The sequence below is a fragment of the Algoriphagus antarcticus genome (genome assembly GCF_002150685.1).
Taxonomy (GTDB): Bacteria; Bacteroidota; Bacteroidia; order Cytophagales; family Cyclobacteriaceae; genus Algoriphagus; species Algoriphagus antarcticus.
The window spans coordinates 45,060-63,307 of sequence record NZ_MSSW01000011.1 but is presented as its reverse complement, the minus strand read 5'-3'; the positions used below and the strand labels follow the sequence as shown (position 1 = coordinate 63,307).

16 protein-coding genes are annotated in these 18,248 nt (G+C 39.8%); 9 read left to right on the top strand and 7 right to left on the bottom strand.

Annotation, left to right across the window (positions count from 1 at the left end):
- Positions 1–156 precede the first annotated feature (156 nt).
- A complete protein-coding gene (locus BVH04_RS06995) occupies positions 157–1,329 on the bottom strand; it encodes an MBL fold metallo-hydrolase (protein WP_240510858.1) in 1,173 nt (390 codons plus the stop codon).
- A gap of 285 nt (positions 1,330–1,614) precedes the next feature.
- Here BVH04_RS06995 and BVH04_RS06990 point away from each other — a divergent pair, with 285 nt between their 5' ends.
- Positions 1,615–2,073 carry a (2Fe-2S)-binding protein gene (locus tag BVH04_RS06990; protein WP_086540760.1) on the top strand — a complete coding sequence of 153 codons (459 nt, stop codon included), beginning with the start codon at positions 1,615–1,617 and terminating at the stop codon, positions 2,071–2,073.
- Positions 2,074–2,075: 2 nt separating this feature from the next.
- Positions 2,076–4,241, top strand: coding sequence for a xanthine dehydrogenase family protein molybdopterin-binding subunit (locus BVH04_RS06985; RefSeq protein ID WP_086540759.1), 2,166 nt, complete (start codon positions 2,076–2,078; stop codon positions 4,239–4,241).
- 244 nt (positions 4,242–4,485) lie between these two features.
- Here BVH04_RS06985 and BVH04_RS06980 read toward each other — a convergent pair whose 3' ends face one another.
- From BVH04_RS06980 to yidD, 3 genes are all read right to left on the bottom strand, one after another.
- The gene (locus BVH04_RS06980) at positions 4,486–4,830 is read right to left on the bottom strand and encodes a hypothetical protein (protein ID WP_086540758.1); all 345 of its coding nucleotides are present in this window, start codon (positions 4,828–4,830) and stop codon (positions 4,486–4,488) included.
- A gap of 526 nt (positions 4,831–5,356) precedes the next feature.
- Positions 5,357–5,884 carry a hypothetical protein gene (locus BVH04_RS06975; RefSeq protein WP_086540757.1) on the bottom strand — a complete coding sequence of 176 codons (528 nt, stop codon included), beginning with the start codon at positions 5,882–5,884 and terminating at the stop codon, positions 5,357–5,359.
- Between the two features lie 18 nt (positions 5,885–5,902).
- Complete coding sequence (gene yidD, locus BVH04_RS06970) at positions 5,903–6,955, bottom strand: membrane protein insertion efficiency factor YidD (protein WP_205635813.1); 1,053 nt, start codon at positions 6,953–6,955, stop codon at positions 5,903–5,905.
- 147 nt (positions 6,956–7,102) lie between these two features.
- Here yidD and BVH04_RS06965 point away from each other — a divergent pair, with 147 nt between their 5' ends.
- Positions 7,103–8,245, top strand: coding sequence for a cysteine desulfurase family protein (locus BVH04_RS06965; RefSeq protein ID WP_086540755.1), 1,143 nt, complete (start codon positions 7,103–7,105; stop codon positions 8,243–8,245).
- Between the two features lie 271 nt (positions 8,246–8,516).
- Here the strand turns inward: BVH04_RS06965 and BVH04_RS06960 are convergent, their stop codons facing one another.
- Together BVH04_RS06960 and BVH04_RS06955 are read right to left on the bottom strand one after the other, a co-directional pair.
- On the bottom strand, positions 8,517–9,098 hold the full coding sequence (locus BVH04_RS06960) for a nucleotidyltransferase family protein (protein ID WP_205635812.1): 582 nt from the start codon (positions 9,096–9,098) through the stop codon (positions 8,517–8,519).
- An 87-nt stretch (positions 9,099–9,185) separates the two neighbouring features.
- Positions 9,186–10,304: an XdhC family protein gene (locus BVH04_RS06955; RefSeq protein WP_086540753.1), complete on the bottom strand. Its 1,119-nt coding sequence runs from the start codon at positions 10,302–10,304 to the stop codon at positions 9,186–9,188.
- 83 nt (positions 10,305–10,387) lie between these two features.
- Here BVH04_RS06955 and BVH04_RS06950 point away from each other — a divergent pair, with 83 nt between their 5' ends.
- From BVH04_RS06950 to BVH04_RS06930, 5 genes are all read left to right on the top strand, one after another.
- Complete coding sequence (locus tag BVH04_RS06950) at positions 10,388–10,888, top strand: hypothetical protein (RefSeq protein ID WP_240510857.1); 501 nt, start codon at positions 10,388–10,390, stop codon at positions 10,886–10,888.
- A gap of 274 nt (positions 10,889–11,162) precedes the next feature.
- On the top strand, positions 11,163–11,363 hold the full coding sequence (locus BVH04_RS06945) for a hypothetical protein (RefSeq protein ID WP_086540751.1): 201 nt from the start codon (positions 11,163–11,165) through the stop codon (positions 11,361–11,363).
- Between the two features lie 382 nt (positions 11,364–11,745).
- Complete coding sequence (locus BVH04_RS06940; protein WP_140160539.1) at positions 11,746–12,906, top strand: hypothetical protein; 1,161 nt, start codon at positions 11,746–11,748, stop codon at positions 12,904–12,906.
- The gene (locus BVH04_RS06935) at positions 12,906–14,105 is read left to right on the top strand and encodes a ChbG/HpnK family deacetylase (protein WP_086540749.1); all 1,200 of its coding nucleotides are present in this window, start codon (positions 12,906–12,908) and stop codon (positions 14,103–14,105) included. The genes BVH04_RS06940 and BVH04_RS06935 overlap by 1 nt, the downstream gene beginning before the upstream one ends.
- Before the next feature lie 122 nt (positions 14,106–14,227).
- Positions 14,228–15,085: a sugar phosphate isomerase/epimerase family protein gene (locus tag BVH04_RS06930; protein WP_086540748.1), complete on the top strand. Its 858-nt coding sequence runs from the start codon at positions 14,228–14,230 to the stop codon at positions 15,083–15,085.
- A gap of 50 nt (positions 15,086–15,135) precedes the next feature.
- On the opposite strand, the gene BVH04_RS06925 is transcribed toward BVH04_RS06930, so the two are convergent.
- Complete coding sequence (locus BVH04_RS06925) at positions 15,136–16,047, bottom strand: oxidoreductase (RefSeq protein WP_086540747.1); 912 nt, start codon at positions 16,045–16,047, stop codon at positions 15,136–15,138.
- 166 nt (positions 16,048–16,213) lie between these two features.
- Here BVH04_RS06925 and BVH04_RS06920 point away from each other — a divergent pair, with 166 nt between their 5' ends.
- A complete protein-coding gene (locus BVH04_RS06920; RefSeq protein ID WP_086540746.1) occupies positions 16,214–18,238 on the top strand; it encodes a M13 family metallopeptidase in 2,025 nt (674 codons plus the stop codon).
- The last annotated feature ends 10 nt before the right edge of the window (positions 18,239–18,248 follow it).

Genomic DNA, 18,248 nt, shown 5'->3' with positions numbered 1-18,248 from the left:
CATTTTCTATTAGTGGCAGAAAAGCAAATATTCATTGATTTCAGAATGTCAAATTAGGAAAAATGCCTCAAAACATTCCCATTCCCGTAAAGTGATTTCAATAGAATCTGTTTTAGTATTAGGGAAAAGGGGTGGAAATCCTTGATATTTTGGTTTCTACTGTTTGGAAATCATTTGGATAGACGGCGAAGATGGCTCTAACCACCACTGACGGCCTGTCACGAGATTTTTATCCAACTCGATGAATTCACCGATCTCAGGGACAAAAACAGGTTGGTTTATTTCCTTAGATTTTGCTATCACCCGTTCTACCGGATCTGTCCAAGAGTGCATTGCCAGCGTAAATGCTGCCCAATGAATAGGCATGAAAGTTTTTGCCTGAAGGTCTTGTGCAGCTTGTGCAGTTTCCTCAGGCACCATATGTATATCAGTCCAGCGCTCATTGTATTGACCGCATTCCATCATGGCAAAATTAAAAGGGCCATATTTCTCTCCGATTTGCTTAAAGTGTGGACCGTAGCCACTGTCACCACTGAAGTAGATGTTGTCACTTTCGCCACGGATCACCCAAGAACCCCAAAGCGTAGAAAAGCGGTTGTTTAATCCACGACCGGAAAAATGTCGGGCAGGAGTTAATGCCAGAAGTAAGCCATCAGCTTGAATCTCATCCCACCAGCCTAATTCATGGATTTTGGAAGAATCCACTCCCCATTCTTCAAAGTGCGCTCCCATTCCCAGAGGCATATAAAAAGCCGTTGTTTTATCCTTCAACTTACGAATGGATCCATAATCCAGGTGATCGTAGTGATCATGGGACATGATGATCATATCAATTTGCGGAAGTTTCTCAACGGTAATCGGCAATTCCTTGCTAAAACGCTTCTTACCTAAAAGTGGGCTAGGGGATGGAACTTCACCAAACATAGGGTCAATGAGAATATTTTTCCCATCTATCTGTAGTAAAAAGGTAGAATGTCCAAACCAAACCAAACGGGTAGAATGATCTTTTTTGACCAGCTCCATAGAATCTCTATGCGTAATAGGCAATTCAAAATCAGGTCTTCGGGTTGGATCATTTTTGAAAAACTCAGGAAGCATTTTGATCGCTTCAGTGAAATCCATATCCATATTGGTAGGCATGAGATTGCTGAATTTTCCATCTTCGTAGTAATCCAGTTTCTCGAATTGAGCCAATTTCTGTTTGGAAGGACTTCCTCCAAACTGAGGACTGAGGGTGATAAAAAGTGTAGCGATAATTACTATAATGATGATAATTGAAATGATGATGATCATTATGTATTTCAGTGATTTGTATAAAAACTTGAGCATAGGTGAGCTATAAAAGCTGTGGGTCAAACTATTGGTGTTGAACTGAGATACTATGCAAAAGGTGCAAAAATCAAGAAAATAACCACATTGATTCCCGTGATTAGCCTATTTTACAGCAAAGACTCAGAGGACGCAAAGAAAATCACAAAGATGCGATGAGAGATATCTGCGCTTTTGCGCCAGAGTAGGAGTTAAATTGATTCCAAACAACCCTAATTTTTATAATCGGTTTCTCTACTTATCTGATTTTCTTTATCTTAAACGGATAAATTTAATCAATAACCTATGGCACTTATAAATCTTAAAATCAACGGTAAAGCTCATTCGGTTGATGTAGAAGAAGATACCCCACTACTTTGGGTACTTCGAGATCATCTTGGATTAGTCGGAACAAAGTATTCATGTGGCATCGCGCAATGCGGCGCATGCACGGTTCATAGAAATGGAGAAGCGATGTTTTCTTGCATTACCCCAGCAGCAAGTCTGACTGAGGATGAGATAACCACGATCGAAGGACTTTCAGAAGATGGTGATCATCCGGTGCAGAAAGCCTGGGCAGAAGTGGATGTAGCCCAATGCGGCTATTGCCAAGCTGGTCAGATCATGAATGCTTCTGCTTTTCTAAATAAAAACTCAGCTCCCTCAATGGAAGAAATAGATGAAGCAATGAACAAAAACATCTGTCGATGTGGTACTTATCATAAAATCAGAGAGGCCGTTGCGATGGCTGCAAACTCCAAATAATCATGGCAACACTCACAAAAACAAATCGAAGAGATTTTCTGAAAATCGCCGGAACCACGGCTGGAGGATTATTTATTGGCTTCAATTGGATGAGTTGCGACTCGCCAAAAATGGAAGTGCTAAGTACCGAGGAGATTTTGGGTCAAGCCAAGAATTTCAACGCATTCCTATCCATTTCACCCACAGGCGACATCGTGATATACTCACCTAATCCTGAATTGGGACAAAATATCAAGACTTCATTCCCAATGGTGGTAGCTGAAGAATTGGATGCCGATTGGAAAAAAGTCAGAGTTCTTCAGGCAAATTTGGATACAGACAAGTTCGAACGTCAGCTGACCGGTGGTTCTGGAGCAATGCCGCACTCTTGGGAGCGCTTGCGCAAAGCAGGAGCTACAGCAAAGCATCTTCTAGTAGCTGCTGCGGCAAAGAAATGGGAGGTTTCTGCCGAGGAGTTGACAACTTCCGAAGGAGTGATTTATCACAAATCCAGCGGAAAGAAAATCGGTTATGGAGAAGTTGCCAATGATGCAGCACTTTTGACCGCTCCGGAAGAGATTACTTTAAAGGATAAAAAGGATTTTAAGATCATTGGTACACCCGTAAAGAATGTAGATAACGGAGCTATTTTTACAGGAAAGCCACTTTTTGGTTTGGATTTTTACCGTGAAGGAATGCTTCATGCGATGATTCAGCGTGCTCCTTTTGGGATGAAAATAAAATCTATCGACGATGCTGCCGCCAGAAATGTAGCAGGAGTCAAAGATGTGGTGACTTTTGAAAACAGTGTAGCCGTGGTGGGAACTTCCACATGGCCACTCATGAAAGCCAAGAAACTTCTGAAAGTAGAATACGAAGCTGATGGAAAAGTGGAAAGCTCTTCTGATCACGATCAGATATTCAAAGATTTACTTGCTAACGGAAAAACTGAAGTAAAACGGGAAGATGGCAATGTGAAAGCTGCTTTTAAAAACGCAGCTCAAGTCGTAACTGCGGAATACCAATGTCCTTTCCTTTCGCATTCTCCTATGGAGCCAATGAATTTCTTTGCTCATGTCAAGGAAAATTCAGTTGAATTAGTCGGTCCGACACAAACTCCTGAAAGCGCAAGAAAGACTGCAGCAGAGGTATCGGGAATTGCTCCTGAGAATATCACGGTAGAAATCACTCGATTGGGAGGAGGTTTTGGACGAAGACTTCGTGCAGATTATGTGGCAGAAGCTGTTCATGTTTCCAAAATGATGAACGCACCTGTGAAGCTGACTTGGAGTAGAGAAGATGATCTAACTGGCGGAGCTTATCGTCCAGCTGTTCGCTATAGATTTGAAGCGGCTCTGGATGCTGATGGCAATATGACAGGCTACAAACTGCGTGGTGTGGGGATGAATGCAGGTAACAGCACTCGAGAGAATAATTTCCCAGCCGGAGCAGTGGATAATGTGTTGATCGAAAATATTAATTATGAATCATCCATTACTACTAATGCGTGGCGAGCACCGATTACCAATTTTCTAGCTTATGCTGAGCAGTCTTTTCTGGATGAAGTAGCAACAGCTGCGAAAAAAGATCCGGTTGAATTCAGGCTTGAACTCTATGAAAAAGCCAAAGCGAATCCAGTAGGAGGTGAGCTACAATATAACGTAGATCGTATGATCGCTGTGACAAAAACCGCGGCTGAGAAATCAAACTGGGGAAAAAAATCGAATGTTAAACAGGGTATTTCTGTTTATTTCTCTCATAGAACCTATGTAGCTCAAGTAGCTGATATTGAAATGGAAAACGGAACTCCTACTTTAAAGAAAATTCATGTGGTGACTGATTGTGGAATGGTTGTAAACCCAACAGGAGCCAATCACCAAGTGCGTGGTGGAGTGGTAGATGGTATGGGTCACGCGATGTTTGGCAACCTCACTTTTGAAGGTGGATTGCCAACGCAAACAAACTTCGACAAGTATCGCTTAATCCGTATGAAGGAAGTGCCCGAGGTAGATACTTATTATTTGGATAGCGGCTATGATCCTACGGGGTTGGGTGAGCCTTGCCTACCACCGACTGGTGGAGCTATCGCAAATGCTATTTTCAGCGCAACACAACGAAGACTGCGAAGTCAGCCATTTATTGACCAGACAGAGTTTCAGGATATTAATTTGAAGATAAAGAGAGCGTAGAAAAGTAGATAGACTTTAGACATAAGTATCAAGAAACTATACGATAGTTATTAGATCCAAGAGTCAAGTAAAAGCACTTCCAGAAACATATGGAAGTGCTTTTGTGCGATAAGCTAGTCGTTATTTGTCAACCGTATTTCCTAGCTCTTGATTTTCAACTCTTGGTTCTTATTTCTGATGTCTCAAGTTTAGTTACTTAAATCTTTATACTAATGTCTTGCTACTAGCTACTTTACACTATAATCTAAATTTCATCCATCTCTCTTTCAGGCCAATAGGGGCCTTTAAGATTCAGTTTTTCATCTTCAATCTCGAAGGTGATTTTCATCGTATCCCGCTTTTGCTCGTTTATAGCCAGACAGGCATTGAAGTGAACCAAGTCAAACTCTAAGTTGAAATCTCCTGAAGTTTGATCCTCGAAATTGATCACAGAACCTAAATTAACTTTCTCAGCGAGTGCTCCTTCTTTCTTGAAATAGTAGGAAAGGAAAATGCCCAAGTCTTTCTCATTTTCTACCAATAGATCCTTGACTTGATCAGAAAGAGGTTTTTCAGATTTGGATAGTTCGAGTGTCCAGGTTTCTTGCATGTTTGAATTTAATGAATTCTTGTTTAGGTTCAAGTTGTAAGAGTGACATGCGAAAGCTTCTGTTCAATTTCTATTAATACAAGATGTCACTGCCAATTGAAGGAAATCCTCTATTTTTATTCAAATGTCTTTAAACAGTAGTTTGTAATCGATCAACCAAATTGCTTATCCGCTTCCTTTAGAAATATGGTAAATCTTAAAAAAGACTCAAATTGATCTAGGGTGTAAAATCGGTCAACGGTCTTACAACCCCTTCCTCATAACCATTTACTGAATACTATGGAAATTGTACCTTCCAATTCTGTTAAAACATGAAATTAACCCATTTACCTAGATTGCAATGCCACCACTCCTTGCGCTCCAGAGGTGATTGAAGCAATGATTCCTTGGTTTGGAGAGCACTTTGGCTAGACTACAAAGAAAAATTTCGATACTTATATATTGACACGAAGAAAATACAACGTCATTTAAGATAAAAAAGCCTTCTGAAATTAATTCAGAAGGCTTTTTTATTTGAAACGAGAAATTATACAGTTATTTCTACATTGGAAGCTACTCTTCCATCGATAGTGAAGCCATTAGGAACCACAGCGTTTTTGCCCTTCTTTGTTAGAAATAAAATACAGATAAATACTCCTAATAAGATAGCCGTTGTTTGCTTATCTTCACCTACTTCAGAAACCTTAGTACTAGTTAATCTAATCTCTGTACCATCAACTGCCTGTACGCTTTTGATTTCGATTTCGAGAGAACCTTCTTTACCAAGACCTTTTGCTTTTTGAACTCTTGTGACTACTCCATTTGCTATAGATCCTCTATTAACCACTACCTTACCATCGACTTTTACATCACTTTGCACAATGAAATCGATACTTTGACCCACTAACAGGTTTTCAGAATTTATTTCAGTAGGATTTTCTAAAGAAATTACAGAGCCTGCAGTAAGAATTACCTTATCAAAGCCAGAGGCTAGCAATGTAGCGACATTGAAATTAAGCAATAATAAGATTGCAATAACTTTCACAGCAATACTTTTTTGAATTTTCTTGATCATGATTTTTTTTTGTTGATTTTAATTATTATAGGAGTACTTCATTTTATTAATATTGTAATCTAAAAAATTTGAATTATATCTATCTACAGCTTTTACACCACCTAATATGTTTCCAAAATAGAATGCCGATCCAACTATTCCAGATAAGACACCTACACCATAGTTGTTCTGCTTGAAGGAAGAAACTGTGGCAAATGCCAAAAGGGAATTTAGAATCAATGATGTAAGTCCAGTAGTCATCTGCTTGGAATAGAAATATCCCCCACCTGGAAAAACAGAAAGAATACCTCCTAAAGTTCTCGATTTTTTTTTGAATAACATTAATTCATTCAGTATACTTATGTTCTTTGAAACATAGTCAATATAAACATAATCAGAAGATATCTTTTCATATACCATTTTGGCCTCTATATACTTTTGGTTATGGGCATAGACATAACCTAAAAATTCATTTTTTTTGTTGAAGAATTGAGGATCTTCAATTTGGGCAAGTGTTAATTCTGCACTTGTTAGATTTTCTAATTTGAAATAAGATTCTGATAATTTAATATTCAGAAGGGGAGTAGTGCTAAAGTTATTTTTGGGAATTTCCTGCACTATCTTCTCATACAGCCCTAAAGCAAATAATGATCTAAAATAGTTGTATTCAACTTGAAAAATATAGTCATTTTCTTTATTCAAAAATTTCATTCTTTCGTATTCCAAAATCGCCTCTCGATGCATTTCCTTCTCAACTAAGTGAAGAAAAAAAATTTCTTGTTCATCTTTGTCTTCTGAAAAATCTTTGTAAATGAATTGATTTTCAATCTTTTTTTCTTTCAAAGTATCTACTATACCCAATAATTCAATGTCTTTGTATTTTCCATAACTTATAGTAGAGTATAGGTTTAACTCATGACCGCAACGCAATAAACGGTCTGTTGTCAGTATAACTCCTAAAGCCCCCTTATTTTCTATGGCAATTTCGGAGTAAGTTGAACAGCTAGGATACATTGGACAATTAGTTGGACGAATCTCACTTACTGTTTTTCTATACCCTGAGAAAATACTATTTAAATCATTAGTTTTCACTTGAGATTGGAGCTCGGAGTAGGAGAACCCAAGTATAAGAATTAGTACAAAAAATCTCACCTGCTTTTTTTTCATAAAAGTATACTTTTAATTTAAAGAAATAAGCAGCCTGACAATTTAATTTTTACTTCAAATTCTCTAAAACCCATGAATTACCCCATTTACCTAGATTACAATGCCACCACGCCTTGCGCTCCAGAGGTGATTGAAGCAATGATTCCTTGGTTTGGTGAGCACTATGGCAATGCTGCCAGCAAATCACACGCCTATGGTTGGGTGGCTGAAAATGCAGTTGAGGCAGCGCGGGAACAGATAGCCAATTTGATAGGAGCACAGGTGAAGGAAATCATTTTTACATCCGGAGCAACGGAAGCTATAAATCTTGCGGTCAAAGGCACTTTCGAATTATTCAAAGGGGAAAAGCAACATTTCATCACTTGCCAAACTGAACATAAGGCGGTTTTGGACACCATGAAATCCATTGAAGAAAGTGGTGCAGAAGTAACTTACTTGCCTGTTGACAATCATGGAAAATTAAGCGTTAAGGAATTACAATCAAGCATTTTGCCACATACAAAGATGATTGCTTTGATGTGGGCAAATAATGAAACCGGCGTCATTCACCCCATAACTGAGATTGCAAAATTGGCAGAGGAAAAAGGAATAATATTTTTCACTGATGCTGTACAGGCTGCCGGTAAGATTCCTGTTTCTGTGGGTGGAATTCATCTGATGGCTATCTCAGCACACAAGCTTTATGGCCCAAAAGGAATTGGAGCTTTGTACATCAGACATAATCATTCTTTACCCAAGCCTCTTGCTCAAATTCACGGGGGAGGGCATGAGAAAGGTTTTCGAAGTGGAACGCTGAATGTTCCTGCAATTGTAGGCTTTGGAAAGGCTGCAGAAATGAGATTGTATGAAATGAAAGAGGAATCCAAGCGTTTGGAAAAACTGCGTGATTTCCTTGAAATCGGTCTTTTAAGGTTACCAGACAGTTTTTTGAACGGAAGTCAGGACAGGCTATCACATGTCACAAATATCGCTTTTGGTGGAGTAGAAGGTGAGGATTTACTTCGTAAAATTTGTCAGAAACTAGCCGTGAGTTCAGGTTCGGCCTGCACCAGCATTTCCCCAAAACCTTCCCACGTTCTTCAAGCAATGGGTTTGGATGCTGATCTGGGAAGAGCATCCATTCGGTTCAGTTTGGGGAGAAATACCACGGAACAGGATATACTCGATGCGGTGGGATGGGTGGAGAAGGTGGTGGGGGAGTTGCGAGGGTATTAGGTCTCGCGACGGCGCAACGGCGCACTTATTTAGCTTTTAGCTATCTTAAACTATGGAGAATTAAAAATAGATATTTCCCAAACTAAGAATAATCGTTTTTAGGTGAATGCTACCAAATGAACGTGATTTTCTAGGTACGTACTTGACAAGGCGATTTACTTCAGCACCCTCAAGGTCAAAAAAAACCTCAAAGGTAAAGCGAACGTTGCGTCGCACCGCCGCTTTAAGAAAAAAACTGCGCCGTAACTCCGCCGCGCGAGACTTATTTTCCCTACAAATTCAAGTCCCGCAAATCCTCCTCAGTATCAATATCCACTTTGCCTTTTGGGAAGGAAACACTCGCCATATCATCTTCGTTTGCCAATACAATATTTTTGGCTCCTTCGTCTCCAGTTAGCTCCATCAATTCCTTAAAATAGGCTTTTCCGAAAAGTATAGGAACTCCAACAGTTTTGGAATACTCACAAGCCACGATGCCTTTAGATTCTTTCTTTTGCGTGGCAATAAGCTTGTTCAGAATCTTGGCATCTACAAAAGGCTGGTCACAAAGCATGATAATTACCTGATCAGGTTGATCAAATTTGAGCATGTATTCAAGACCGACTTTGATACTGGAAGACATGCCTTTTTCAAAGTGTGGATTTGGAATATTTGGAATGCTAGCACCTGGAAAAGTCTTTTTGATCTCATCACGGTTTGCGCCAAGTACCAACACGCGCTTGTCTGCTTTGCAGTCGTTTGCGGCGTCTATGGCCAGCTGAAGCAACGTCTTTTCTTTGTATTTGGCGATTTGCTTTGGGTAGCCAAGTCTTGTTGATTCTCCCGCTGCAAGTATGATGATTCCTGTTTTCATATGGTTATAATAGTTTTTCAATGGACATATGGAATCTCGCATGGTTGACAATCATCTCAACGTGTGAGGTATTCGTCATGCTCGATTTCATTGATTTTCTTCGTGTATAGGGCCGTTCTTATTCCGCAGAAAGGTAGCTTGTTTTTTAGCCAAAACCGCTTTCACCTCCGCCAAAATGGACAATGCAATCTCCTCGGCGCCTTCGGCACCTATGTCCAAACCCATGGGAGAATAGATAGCAGCTTGATTTACAGCAATTCCTTTCCTCTCTAGTCTGTCAATTAGTTTTTCGGACTTTTTCTTCGGTCCCAAAATACCTACATAGGGTAAACCCAGTGGCAGCAAATCTTCTAAAACCTGAGCTTCATATTCAAAATTATGTGTCATCAAAAGGGCTGCAGAGTTACTATCCGTTTCCAATTGCTTCACTACTTCATCCCCAGACCCTGTTATGATTTTAATTGCTGAAGGAAAGCGATTGGCAGTTGCCAAGTTCTTTCTGCCGTCAATTAGTATTAACTCCAAACCCAATAAATCTGCAATTCTAGCTACTGGAATTGTGTCATTTCCAGCTCCGAAAAGAAAAATTCGAATAGCGGGTTTGATAGATTCAATGAATACCTGAACATCATCAAAAGTCTCATATTTACGAATGATATGATGGTTAGAATCATTCGCATTTATTTCAGCTTGAATCTGTTTCCAAAGTGATTTGTCGAGACTATCCTTATCTCCGAATACCTGATTTTCCTTCAGAAGAACTTTTGTACCGATTTGTTCTTGTTTGGAATATTTCACTGAAAACACAGTAATTAATCTACTGCAAATTCGATCTTGAATCGCGATTTTCAAGAGTTCAATGGGGTTTATAGTATTATGATAATCAATAGGTTCTATTAATACATGTATAATTCCATTGCAACCTAAGCCAACTCCGAATTTCTGATCATCTTCATCAGTGGTGTCGTAGGTAACCAGCATAGATTTTTGCTGGAAGATCACCGTTTGAGCTTTGCGCAGCGCATCGCCTTCCAGACATCCTCCACTGATTGCTCCTGTCAATTCCCCATCCTCAGAAACCAGCATTCGAGCGCCGGGACGACGGTAAGCCGAACCATCCACCTGAACGACCGTGGCCAAAGCTACTTTTTTGGCTTCAACCCGGCAGGACTCATATGCTTGGATAATGGATAGAATTTCTTTCATAAAAATAGAGATAGCCTAATAAATAGAAGTTCTCCAACTTATTCAAGAAGATTAATTTCTACGGCGATGATTTTAGTAAAAATATGAGGCATACCCTAACTTGCGGCATGCAAATCCCCAGTCTCGCTCAACTTAAGAAAGAACTCAGCCACCTCAATGAGAAGGAACTGATAAATTTGGTGACGGATCTGAGCAAATTCAGTCGAGATAATAAATCCTATTTATTTTTCAAACTCAGCGAGAAGGACAATCCCTTATTGTATTTAGAAATGGTGCAGGAAGAACTGGAGAAGGATTTTCAAATGGCAAGAGGTGATCATTCTTATTATGCTAAGAAAGCTGCGCAAAAGCTACGTCGCAAAATGAACAAGTTGCTCAAGCTGAGTAAAGTCAAAACTGATCAGATCGAAGTGCTTTTATTTTTCTGCGAAAAGCTTCGGGAATATGGCTTTCTCAGACACAGAAATCAGGTTTTGGATAATATGTATCAGATGCAATTGGGAAAAGCGGTTAAGCTCATTTCTGGCCTGCACGAAGACTTGCAGTTCGATTATGAGGGAAGAGTAGAGGAACTAGTTGGATAAGTAGCTTCCATGGACTTTTAGAAAAGTGTTGGTCGATTGGCTTGGTAGTCGAGCAAAAGATACTTTGTTTCTAAAATGTTTGAAATTCAGCGTTCACCTATTTGGCTATAATACGAATAGCTAGAGGTTTGACTAAAGTTTAAAACTTTATATCTGAAACTTTACATTAAGAAGATAATTCTATTATACCAATCGATGGTTATCGGAGTTTTTGTGAGTACTCAAACCTCTGGAATAGATCTGAATAAATAGCCCACTCCAGTCGACTTCATCAATGAGCTATGGAATTCCTGAAAAAGGTGATTCAAAATGGCTGGATCAAAAGGGCAATTATATGGCTGTGATTGCAGCTGATGTCGATTACAAACTACTTGGATCAACTGATCTGCGAGTATCAGATGACTATTTGAATGAAAAATTGCCTCCTTATAATACCGATATACTGAATGGTACTTTTGGCCTGGAGACAGCATGATGTAGGATATACTTATGCGCCAAATACGCAGCACTTAATTCCTTGGGCTAATCGGATATTAAAGTAAGAAAAGGAGTCGTTGGTATTGGATTTAAAAACTAAGTCGAAACCATGAATTTATATTTTTTTGAAATTTTCCAATTCCAGATTGTGACTTAGAAGCCGGGGATCAACCATTTGCTTCAACAAGGTTTGATCTTTCTAACCAAGCATAAGATTCAAGTAAGAATACTATGAAAGATTATTGCTACTTAAACCTTAATTTATAATCCCTGATGATCTTGAAAAACAATTAGTTATATGGGTTTTCTTCTGAAAAAGATTATTTTGTAATTGATTTGTTTCGAATACTTTTTCACAAAATTTTTAAACACCATATCCTATGACCGGCTTAGCTGTTTTAGACGTTTTTATAAGTCTAGTTTTTCTCTATTTGCTCTATAGTCTCTTTGCGATGACTATTATTGAGGCTATCACATCTTCCTTCAGTTCCAGATCCAAAAATCTAATTACTGGAATTGATCGCTTGTTGGCCGATGATCATCAGTCAACTCGAATCAACCACACTTTTCTGAACCTGTTTTGGGTGAATACTATCAATCCACTCACGAAGGCTTTTTACAAGCATCCTTCTATCAAATATCTGGGAAGCAAGGGAATCAACTCAAAACCATCCTATATCGCTAAGGACAGGTTTGGGAGTACTTTAATTGACTTGTTGGGGAAAGGAGCTTACCTCGATGATATCCATAATATCTCCGCTACCCTTGGAATCATCCCTGAATATGATTCAAGCAAATTAGCTTCTGATATTAGGGCCCTTCAACAGGAATTGAAGGAAAGCACCCAAACAGCCATTTCCGATAAAGTCGAGATTGATTCACTCACAGAAAAACTGGATTATCTGAAGCAGGAACTATTTCAGAGAACAAATAAAGAGCATCCATGGGAAATCGAGGGATTATCGATAGGAACAGAGACAAAATACCAGCTGAAAAACCTTTGGCAGCAAGCGGCTAATGACAAGGAGAAATTCAAGTCATTGATCGAAAACTGGTATGATGATCAGATGGATAGAGTCGCCGGTTGGTATAAAAGGAAATTGACTTTCCTGACTTTTATCCTTGGGTTTATAATAGCAGGACTCTTCAATGTGGATACGATTAGGCTCACTACCGAACTATCGAAAAATGAAGAAATGAGGACTATGCTTGTTGAAGGCGCAAAAGGCTATATCGCAAATAATCCCAATGGAGTCAGTTCGGTTTCTTTTACCGAGCAGAGACAATTCATCGATTCAGTGAATACTGAGATAAGCAAATACAACTATGTCTTGGGTGTCAGTAAAGAGGCGAAATTTACTGGTTGGACTATATTAGGGTGGTTGATCACCGCTTTCGCGATTTCCCTTGGCGCTCCTTTTTGGTTTGACTTACTGAACAAACTGGTGCAGGTACGCAACTCGGTGAATATTCCGGTTTCTGCCGGGAAATCCTCTGACTCTTCTGACCAAGTAGTCAATAACACTAAAGCGGTAGGGTGATGGAAACGTTCAAAGGCATCGTGAGTCAATTTGTAAACGTGAGATTGGAAAGGCCGTCTGTCAATGCTCCCAAATCAAAAGTATTAGCTCCAGGATCTGAGGTTGAGATATCGCATGCTATCGTCGGAGAAGAATACCTTGATTCTAGTATCTGGTATGTGCTGAGCAACCATAGTTTTGTATGGAGCAAGTCTATATACACCACATCGGAAGTACCACTTATCGAGAAAAAAATTATTGTGACTGCTGATGACATTGGGATTGTGGAAGAGATAGACGTGGGCGCCAAAATAGCGCTTCGCGAAGGCTGGATCAATTCAATTGCGGTTTTGGTCAATCGTCCTGATGATCATAATGACAGCTATTTGAGTGATTTTTGTCAAAGTCTGATGGATTTTCCAAAAGAAGATCCAGAACATTCTCTATACAAAACCACTCACATTGGGCTACATTTCACGATTACTTCCGGAGAACCTATTTCTGAGCCTAAAGAAGTTCAGCTTTTGATAGATAGCGAAAAGAAGTTTTTGGACTTCCGTAAATTCAACAGGAATTTTGAGAAACCGGACTATGTGGAGCAAGTAAAGACAGAATTCTTGGCTCAATATGAAAAGTTCAAGCGTGTTTTCGGGCGCGAACCAGACCATCTCACTTCACATCACGATGTACTTACGTTCAACCATCCACTTTTTAGCTTTATGCAAAATTGGTCTAGGGAGAAAAGTATTCCACTTCGAAATCATCGTTTTTTGCCACGTTCTAAACGATTCTGGTACGATACTCTGGCACTAATGAATGTGAATCTGCCTTCAATCAATAAGATGAATAACTGGGAAAGTAGCTTTGGCCCATTCACGTCAGAATGTTCTCAACATACGATAGTTGATCATTATGGACCAATTCCACCATTTGGGATCACCAGCTATGAAGAGATTGTGTCCAAAAAACAAAAATCACTGGACAATTGGATGAAGGACTTTTTAATAAGTAAGGATTCGCAAAGAGAAATTGTGATCCACTTAATTAAATCAGGTTTTCGCAGTCAATCTGATTTTGTGGGGGCTTATAAATCGTTAAGGAATTCCTATCCTGGAATTGAGATCAAATACTTCGATGGGAGAGTTGCAGAATACCTCTCTCTGCAGAAAAACTGTTTTTGGAATTCCGATCCTTGGTTGGCTTTACATGTCAGGAGCTGAAATCGATTGCTTAAATTAACGGAGAAAATATGTGCTATGGAATATACATTTCAGTCAAATGCATGTACTTTAAAACTCGATTCGTGCAGATTCGCTAAATCACAACTTTATTCCCAAAAACCATGAAAAAATCATTGCCAGTATTAACCATTTTTTTGTTGTTATTTTCCACTCCACTTTTCGCGCAAGTTCAAGATGCACTGTTCCCAGAAATGCCAGGGATGGTTTCTTATACCTATCGAAATAGCCTTTCCAAAGATCTGCCAGCTACACTAGATACGCTTCAAGCCATGGGAATTACTGATATGGAGTTTTCAAGCTTATTTGGACATACTGCTTCAGATATTAAAAAAGAGTTGGATAAGCGCGGGATGCACTGCTCTTCCTTCGGAGTAGGCTACAAAGACCTGATGGAAAAGACGGCAACTGTAGCGGAAAATGCTCAAACACTGGGAGCAGAATTCGTGCGAGTGGCATGGGTTCCTCACACGGCAGCTTTTACGCTGGAAGATGCACAGCAAACGATCGCTGATTTCAATGCGGTAGGGAAGGTGCTAAAGGAAGATTATGAACTGACTTTCTGCTATCACAATCACGGTTATGAATTTGAGCCACATGGAGATGGGACCCTCTTCGATTTGATCGTTCAGGAAACAAACCCCGATTATGTAAGCTTCGAAATGGATATACTTTGGACGTTCTTCCCGGGAGCTGATCCAGCAGCTTTACTTACCAAATACGGAGATCGCTTCAAGCTCATGCACCTTAAAGATTTGCGAAAAGGCATAGTGGGTAATATGTCTGGCGGAACTCCAACTGAAAACGATGTCACGCTGGGAACCGGCCAACTTGATCTCCCGGAAATTATTTTAGCTGCAAAAAAGGCAGGAGTTCAACACTTCTACCTAGAAGACGAAAGTCCAATTTACTACCAGCAGGTTCCAAGGAGCATAGCGTATTTGCATGGTTTGAAAAAGTGAACATATTGGAATGGCGCGTGTCCGATGACAGAAGTCGCTCATAATTGACACTATATCGCGAACTTTTCACCAGTCAATTTCTCTGAAATTGCCCAAAGCTTAGTGGCAATTTTCATATCATGAGATCGAGAAGAGGAGCTGACTTTTATGGGATTTCCTTTAACTTCTCTGAAGCCTGAAGGCCCGTAATATTCTCCTCCTTTCACTTCTGGATCCAACGCTGCTCTTAGCGTGGGAAGTGCTCCTGACTTGGCTTCTTGGCCTATAATGGATGTCAATGGGCTAAATAACTTCATTGCAAAGTTGGGCAAGAACTGTCCTAAATTGGTATCGGAAAGGCCGGGATGAGCTGCCACAGCTTTTGTGCTAATTCCAGCTTTTTCCATTCTACGCTGTAGTTCGTAGGCAAACATCAGGCAAGCCAATTTGCTTTGGGAATAGGCCTTCCATTTTGAATAGCTTTTACCTGCATTCAAATTTTCGAAATCTATTTTTCCACTCTTATGTGCCAAACTGCTCAGCATCACTAAACGGGATTTCTCGGTTTTCTTTAGAATAGGAAATAGAAGATTCGCCAGTAAAAAATGTGCGAGGTAATTCACTCCAAACTGACTTTCAAATCCTTCTTTTGTGGTTTGAAAAGGTGGCATCATAATTCCAGCATTTGCTATTAAGAGATTAAGGCTATCGTATTTTTTGGCAAATTCTGTTGCAAACTCCCGAACAGAATCTAGACTTTTCAAATCAAGCAATATAATCTCCAAATCAGCTCCGGGCACTTCCTTGAGAATATTCTTCATCGCCTGATGTGCTTTGCTTAGAGTACGGCAGGCAAGAATTACAGTAGCTTCTTTTTTAGCCAAAGCCAACGCAGTTTCATATCCAAGACCAATATTGGCACCGGTGACTAAGGCAACTTTGCCTTTTAGTGAAGGGACAGATTTCATTGAGAAATTTTTCATGGGTAAAAGGCTTTAGTCATGATAAGAAAGGAAGTAAAATGAAGATACTAGAGAAACCACACAATTGTTCAATTGATCATTGGTAGAAGTCAAATCGACGGTCATATAAATGCGACTTGTCAACTCAATTTTTTCATTTAACTTTTGCAAAACACCCACACTAACTATGAGAAATGTACTTTTCGCCTCCCTGATGCTTTTGGTTTCATGTGGCCAGCAAAATTCATCCGAAAACCCAGAAGCAAAGAAACAGTTTGTGAGCGTTGATGGGATTGATTCTTCGATCAAGCCCGGTGATAATTTCTTTATGCATGTCAACGGTCTATGGTACGACTCTGCGCTAATAGCTGATGATCAGTCGGGTGTAGGTTCCTATTCATTTTTGAATATTCCTCAAAAACAGCTTCTGGAGAATATTTTGGAAGAAGTCTCAGCCACGGAAAACCCAGCTGGTAGTATAGAACAAAAAGTGGGTGATTTTTACGCTTCAGGTATGGACATAGCGGCCATCGATCAGCGTGGCTTTGAACCTATCAAACCAATTTTGGCTGAAATTGAAGCAACCAATGACCTGAACAGTTTGATGAGTTTCATAACTGATGAGATCAAGTCGAACAATCAATCTCTTATTAGTCTGGGAATCTCTCCGGATGCAGAAAACAGCAGTATCAACATCGCCCATTTCAGTCAGACTGGGTTGGGTTTGCCAGATAGGGATTACTATTTCAAGACAGATTCTTCCACTTTAGCCATTCAAAAAGCTTATGTAGATTACCTTTCTACTCTTTTTCAACTCACAGGAAGTGATAAATCTGAAGCAAAAAGTAGCGCGGAGAAGATATACTCTATTGAAAAGAAACTAGCGGAATCCCATAAAACGCGCATCGAACGCCGGGTAGTTAAAGAGAATTACCATAAAATGGCTGTGGCCGAATTAAACCAAAAGCAGCCCAATATTGGATGGCCTTCCATGTTAGACCAGTTGGGATTGGATGCAGATTCCGTAGATGTCCGCCAACCGGCATATTATGAATCATTGAATAAGATGTTAAAATCCGTTCCACTTTCAGATTGGAAAATTTATGTCAAGGCTCATACACTTGCCTCCTATGCTGAAGTATTGAGCAAACCTTTTGAGGATGCTTCTTTTGCCTATGAAAAAGTGATTTCAGGACAATCCACTCAATTGACTCGGCCACAGCAGATGGTACAGAAAGTAGATCGACAATTAGGCTATGCACTTGGGCAGTTGTATGTAAAGCAATACTTCAATGAAGATGCGAAAAAGCGTGTGTTGGATCTGGTGAACAATCTTCAAAAAGCCTTTGAAAACAGAATAAATCAATTGGACTGGATGAGCGATAGTACAAAAACTCAGGCTAAAGAAAAGCTGTATGCGATTACCAAGAAAATAGGCTATCCGGATGAGTGGAGAGAATACGATGTGACTATAGATCGAAATAAGTATTTTGAAAATGTACTTGCTTTGCGCCAAGATCAAAGCCGCTATGAACTGGACAAATTTGGCAAGGCACCAAACAAGCTAGAGTGGGGGACTACTCCTTCCACAGTGACGGCGTACTACAATCCATCGTTGAATGAAATAGTTTTTCCGGCAGGAATCCTTCAGTATCCATATTTTGATCTATATGCTGATGATGCAATTAATTATGGCGGCATAGGTATGGTCATAGGTCATGAGCTTACGCATGCTTTTGATGATCAGGGAGCACAATATGACAAAGACGGCAATGTGAAAAACTGGTGGACAGATGCAGATTATGAGAAGTTTAAGGGCAAAACCCAGCAGTTGATCGAGCGATACGACACCTTCACGGTACTGGATTCAGTGCATGTGAAAGGCGCAATGACTATCGGTGAGAATACTGCCGACAATGGCGGGATATACATTGCTTACGACGCATTCAAGATGACTGAGCAAGGACAGGATACCACTAGAATCGATGGATTTACTCCTGATCAGAGATTCTGTTTATCCATAGCTAGAATCTGGAGAGTGAAAACCCGCGATGAGTTTATGCGCACCTATGTGAATACAAATTCCCACTCTCCAGCAGTATGGCGTGTGAATGGTCCACTGATGAATTTTGATCCTTTTTACGCTTCTTTTGCCATCCAACCTGGAGATAAAAACTATAAATCAGCAGAGGAAAGGATCAGGATTTGGTAATTGGAGTTTT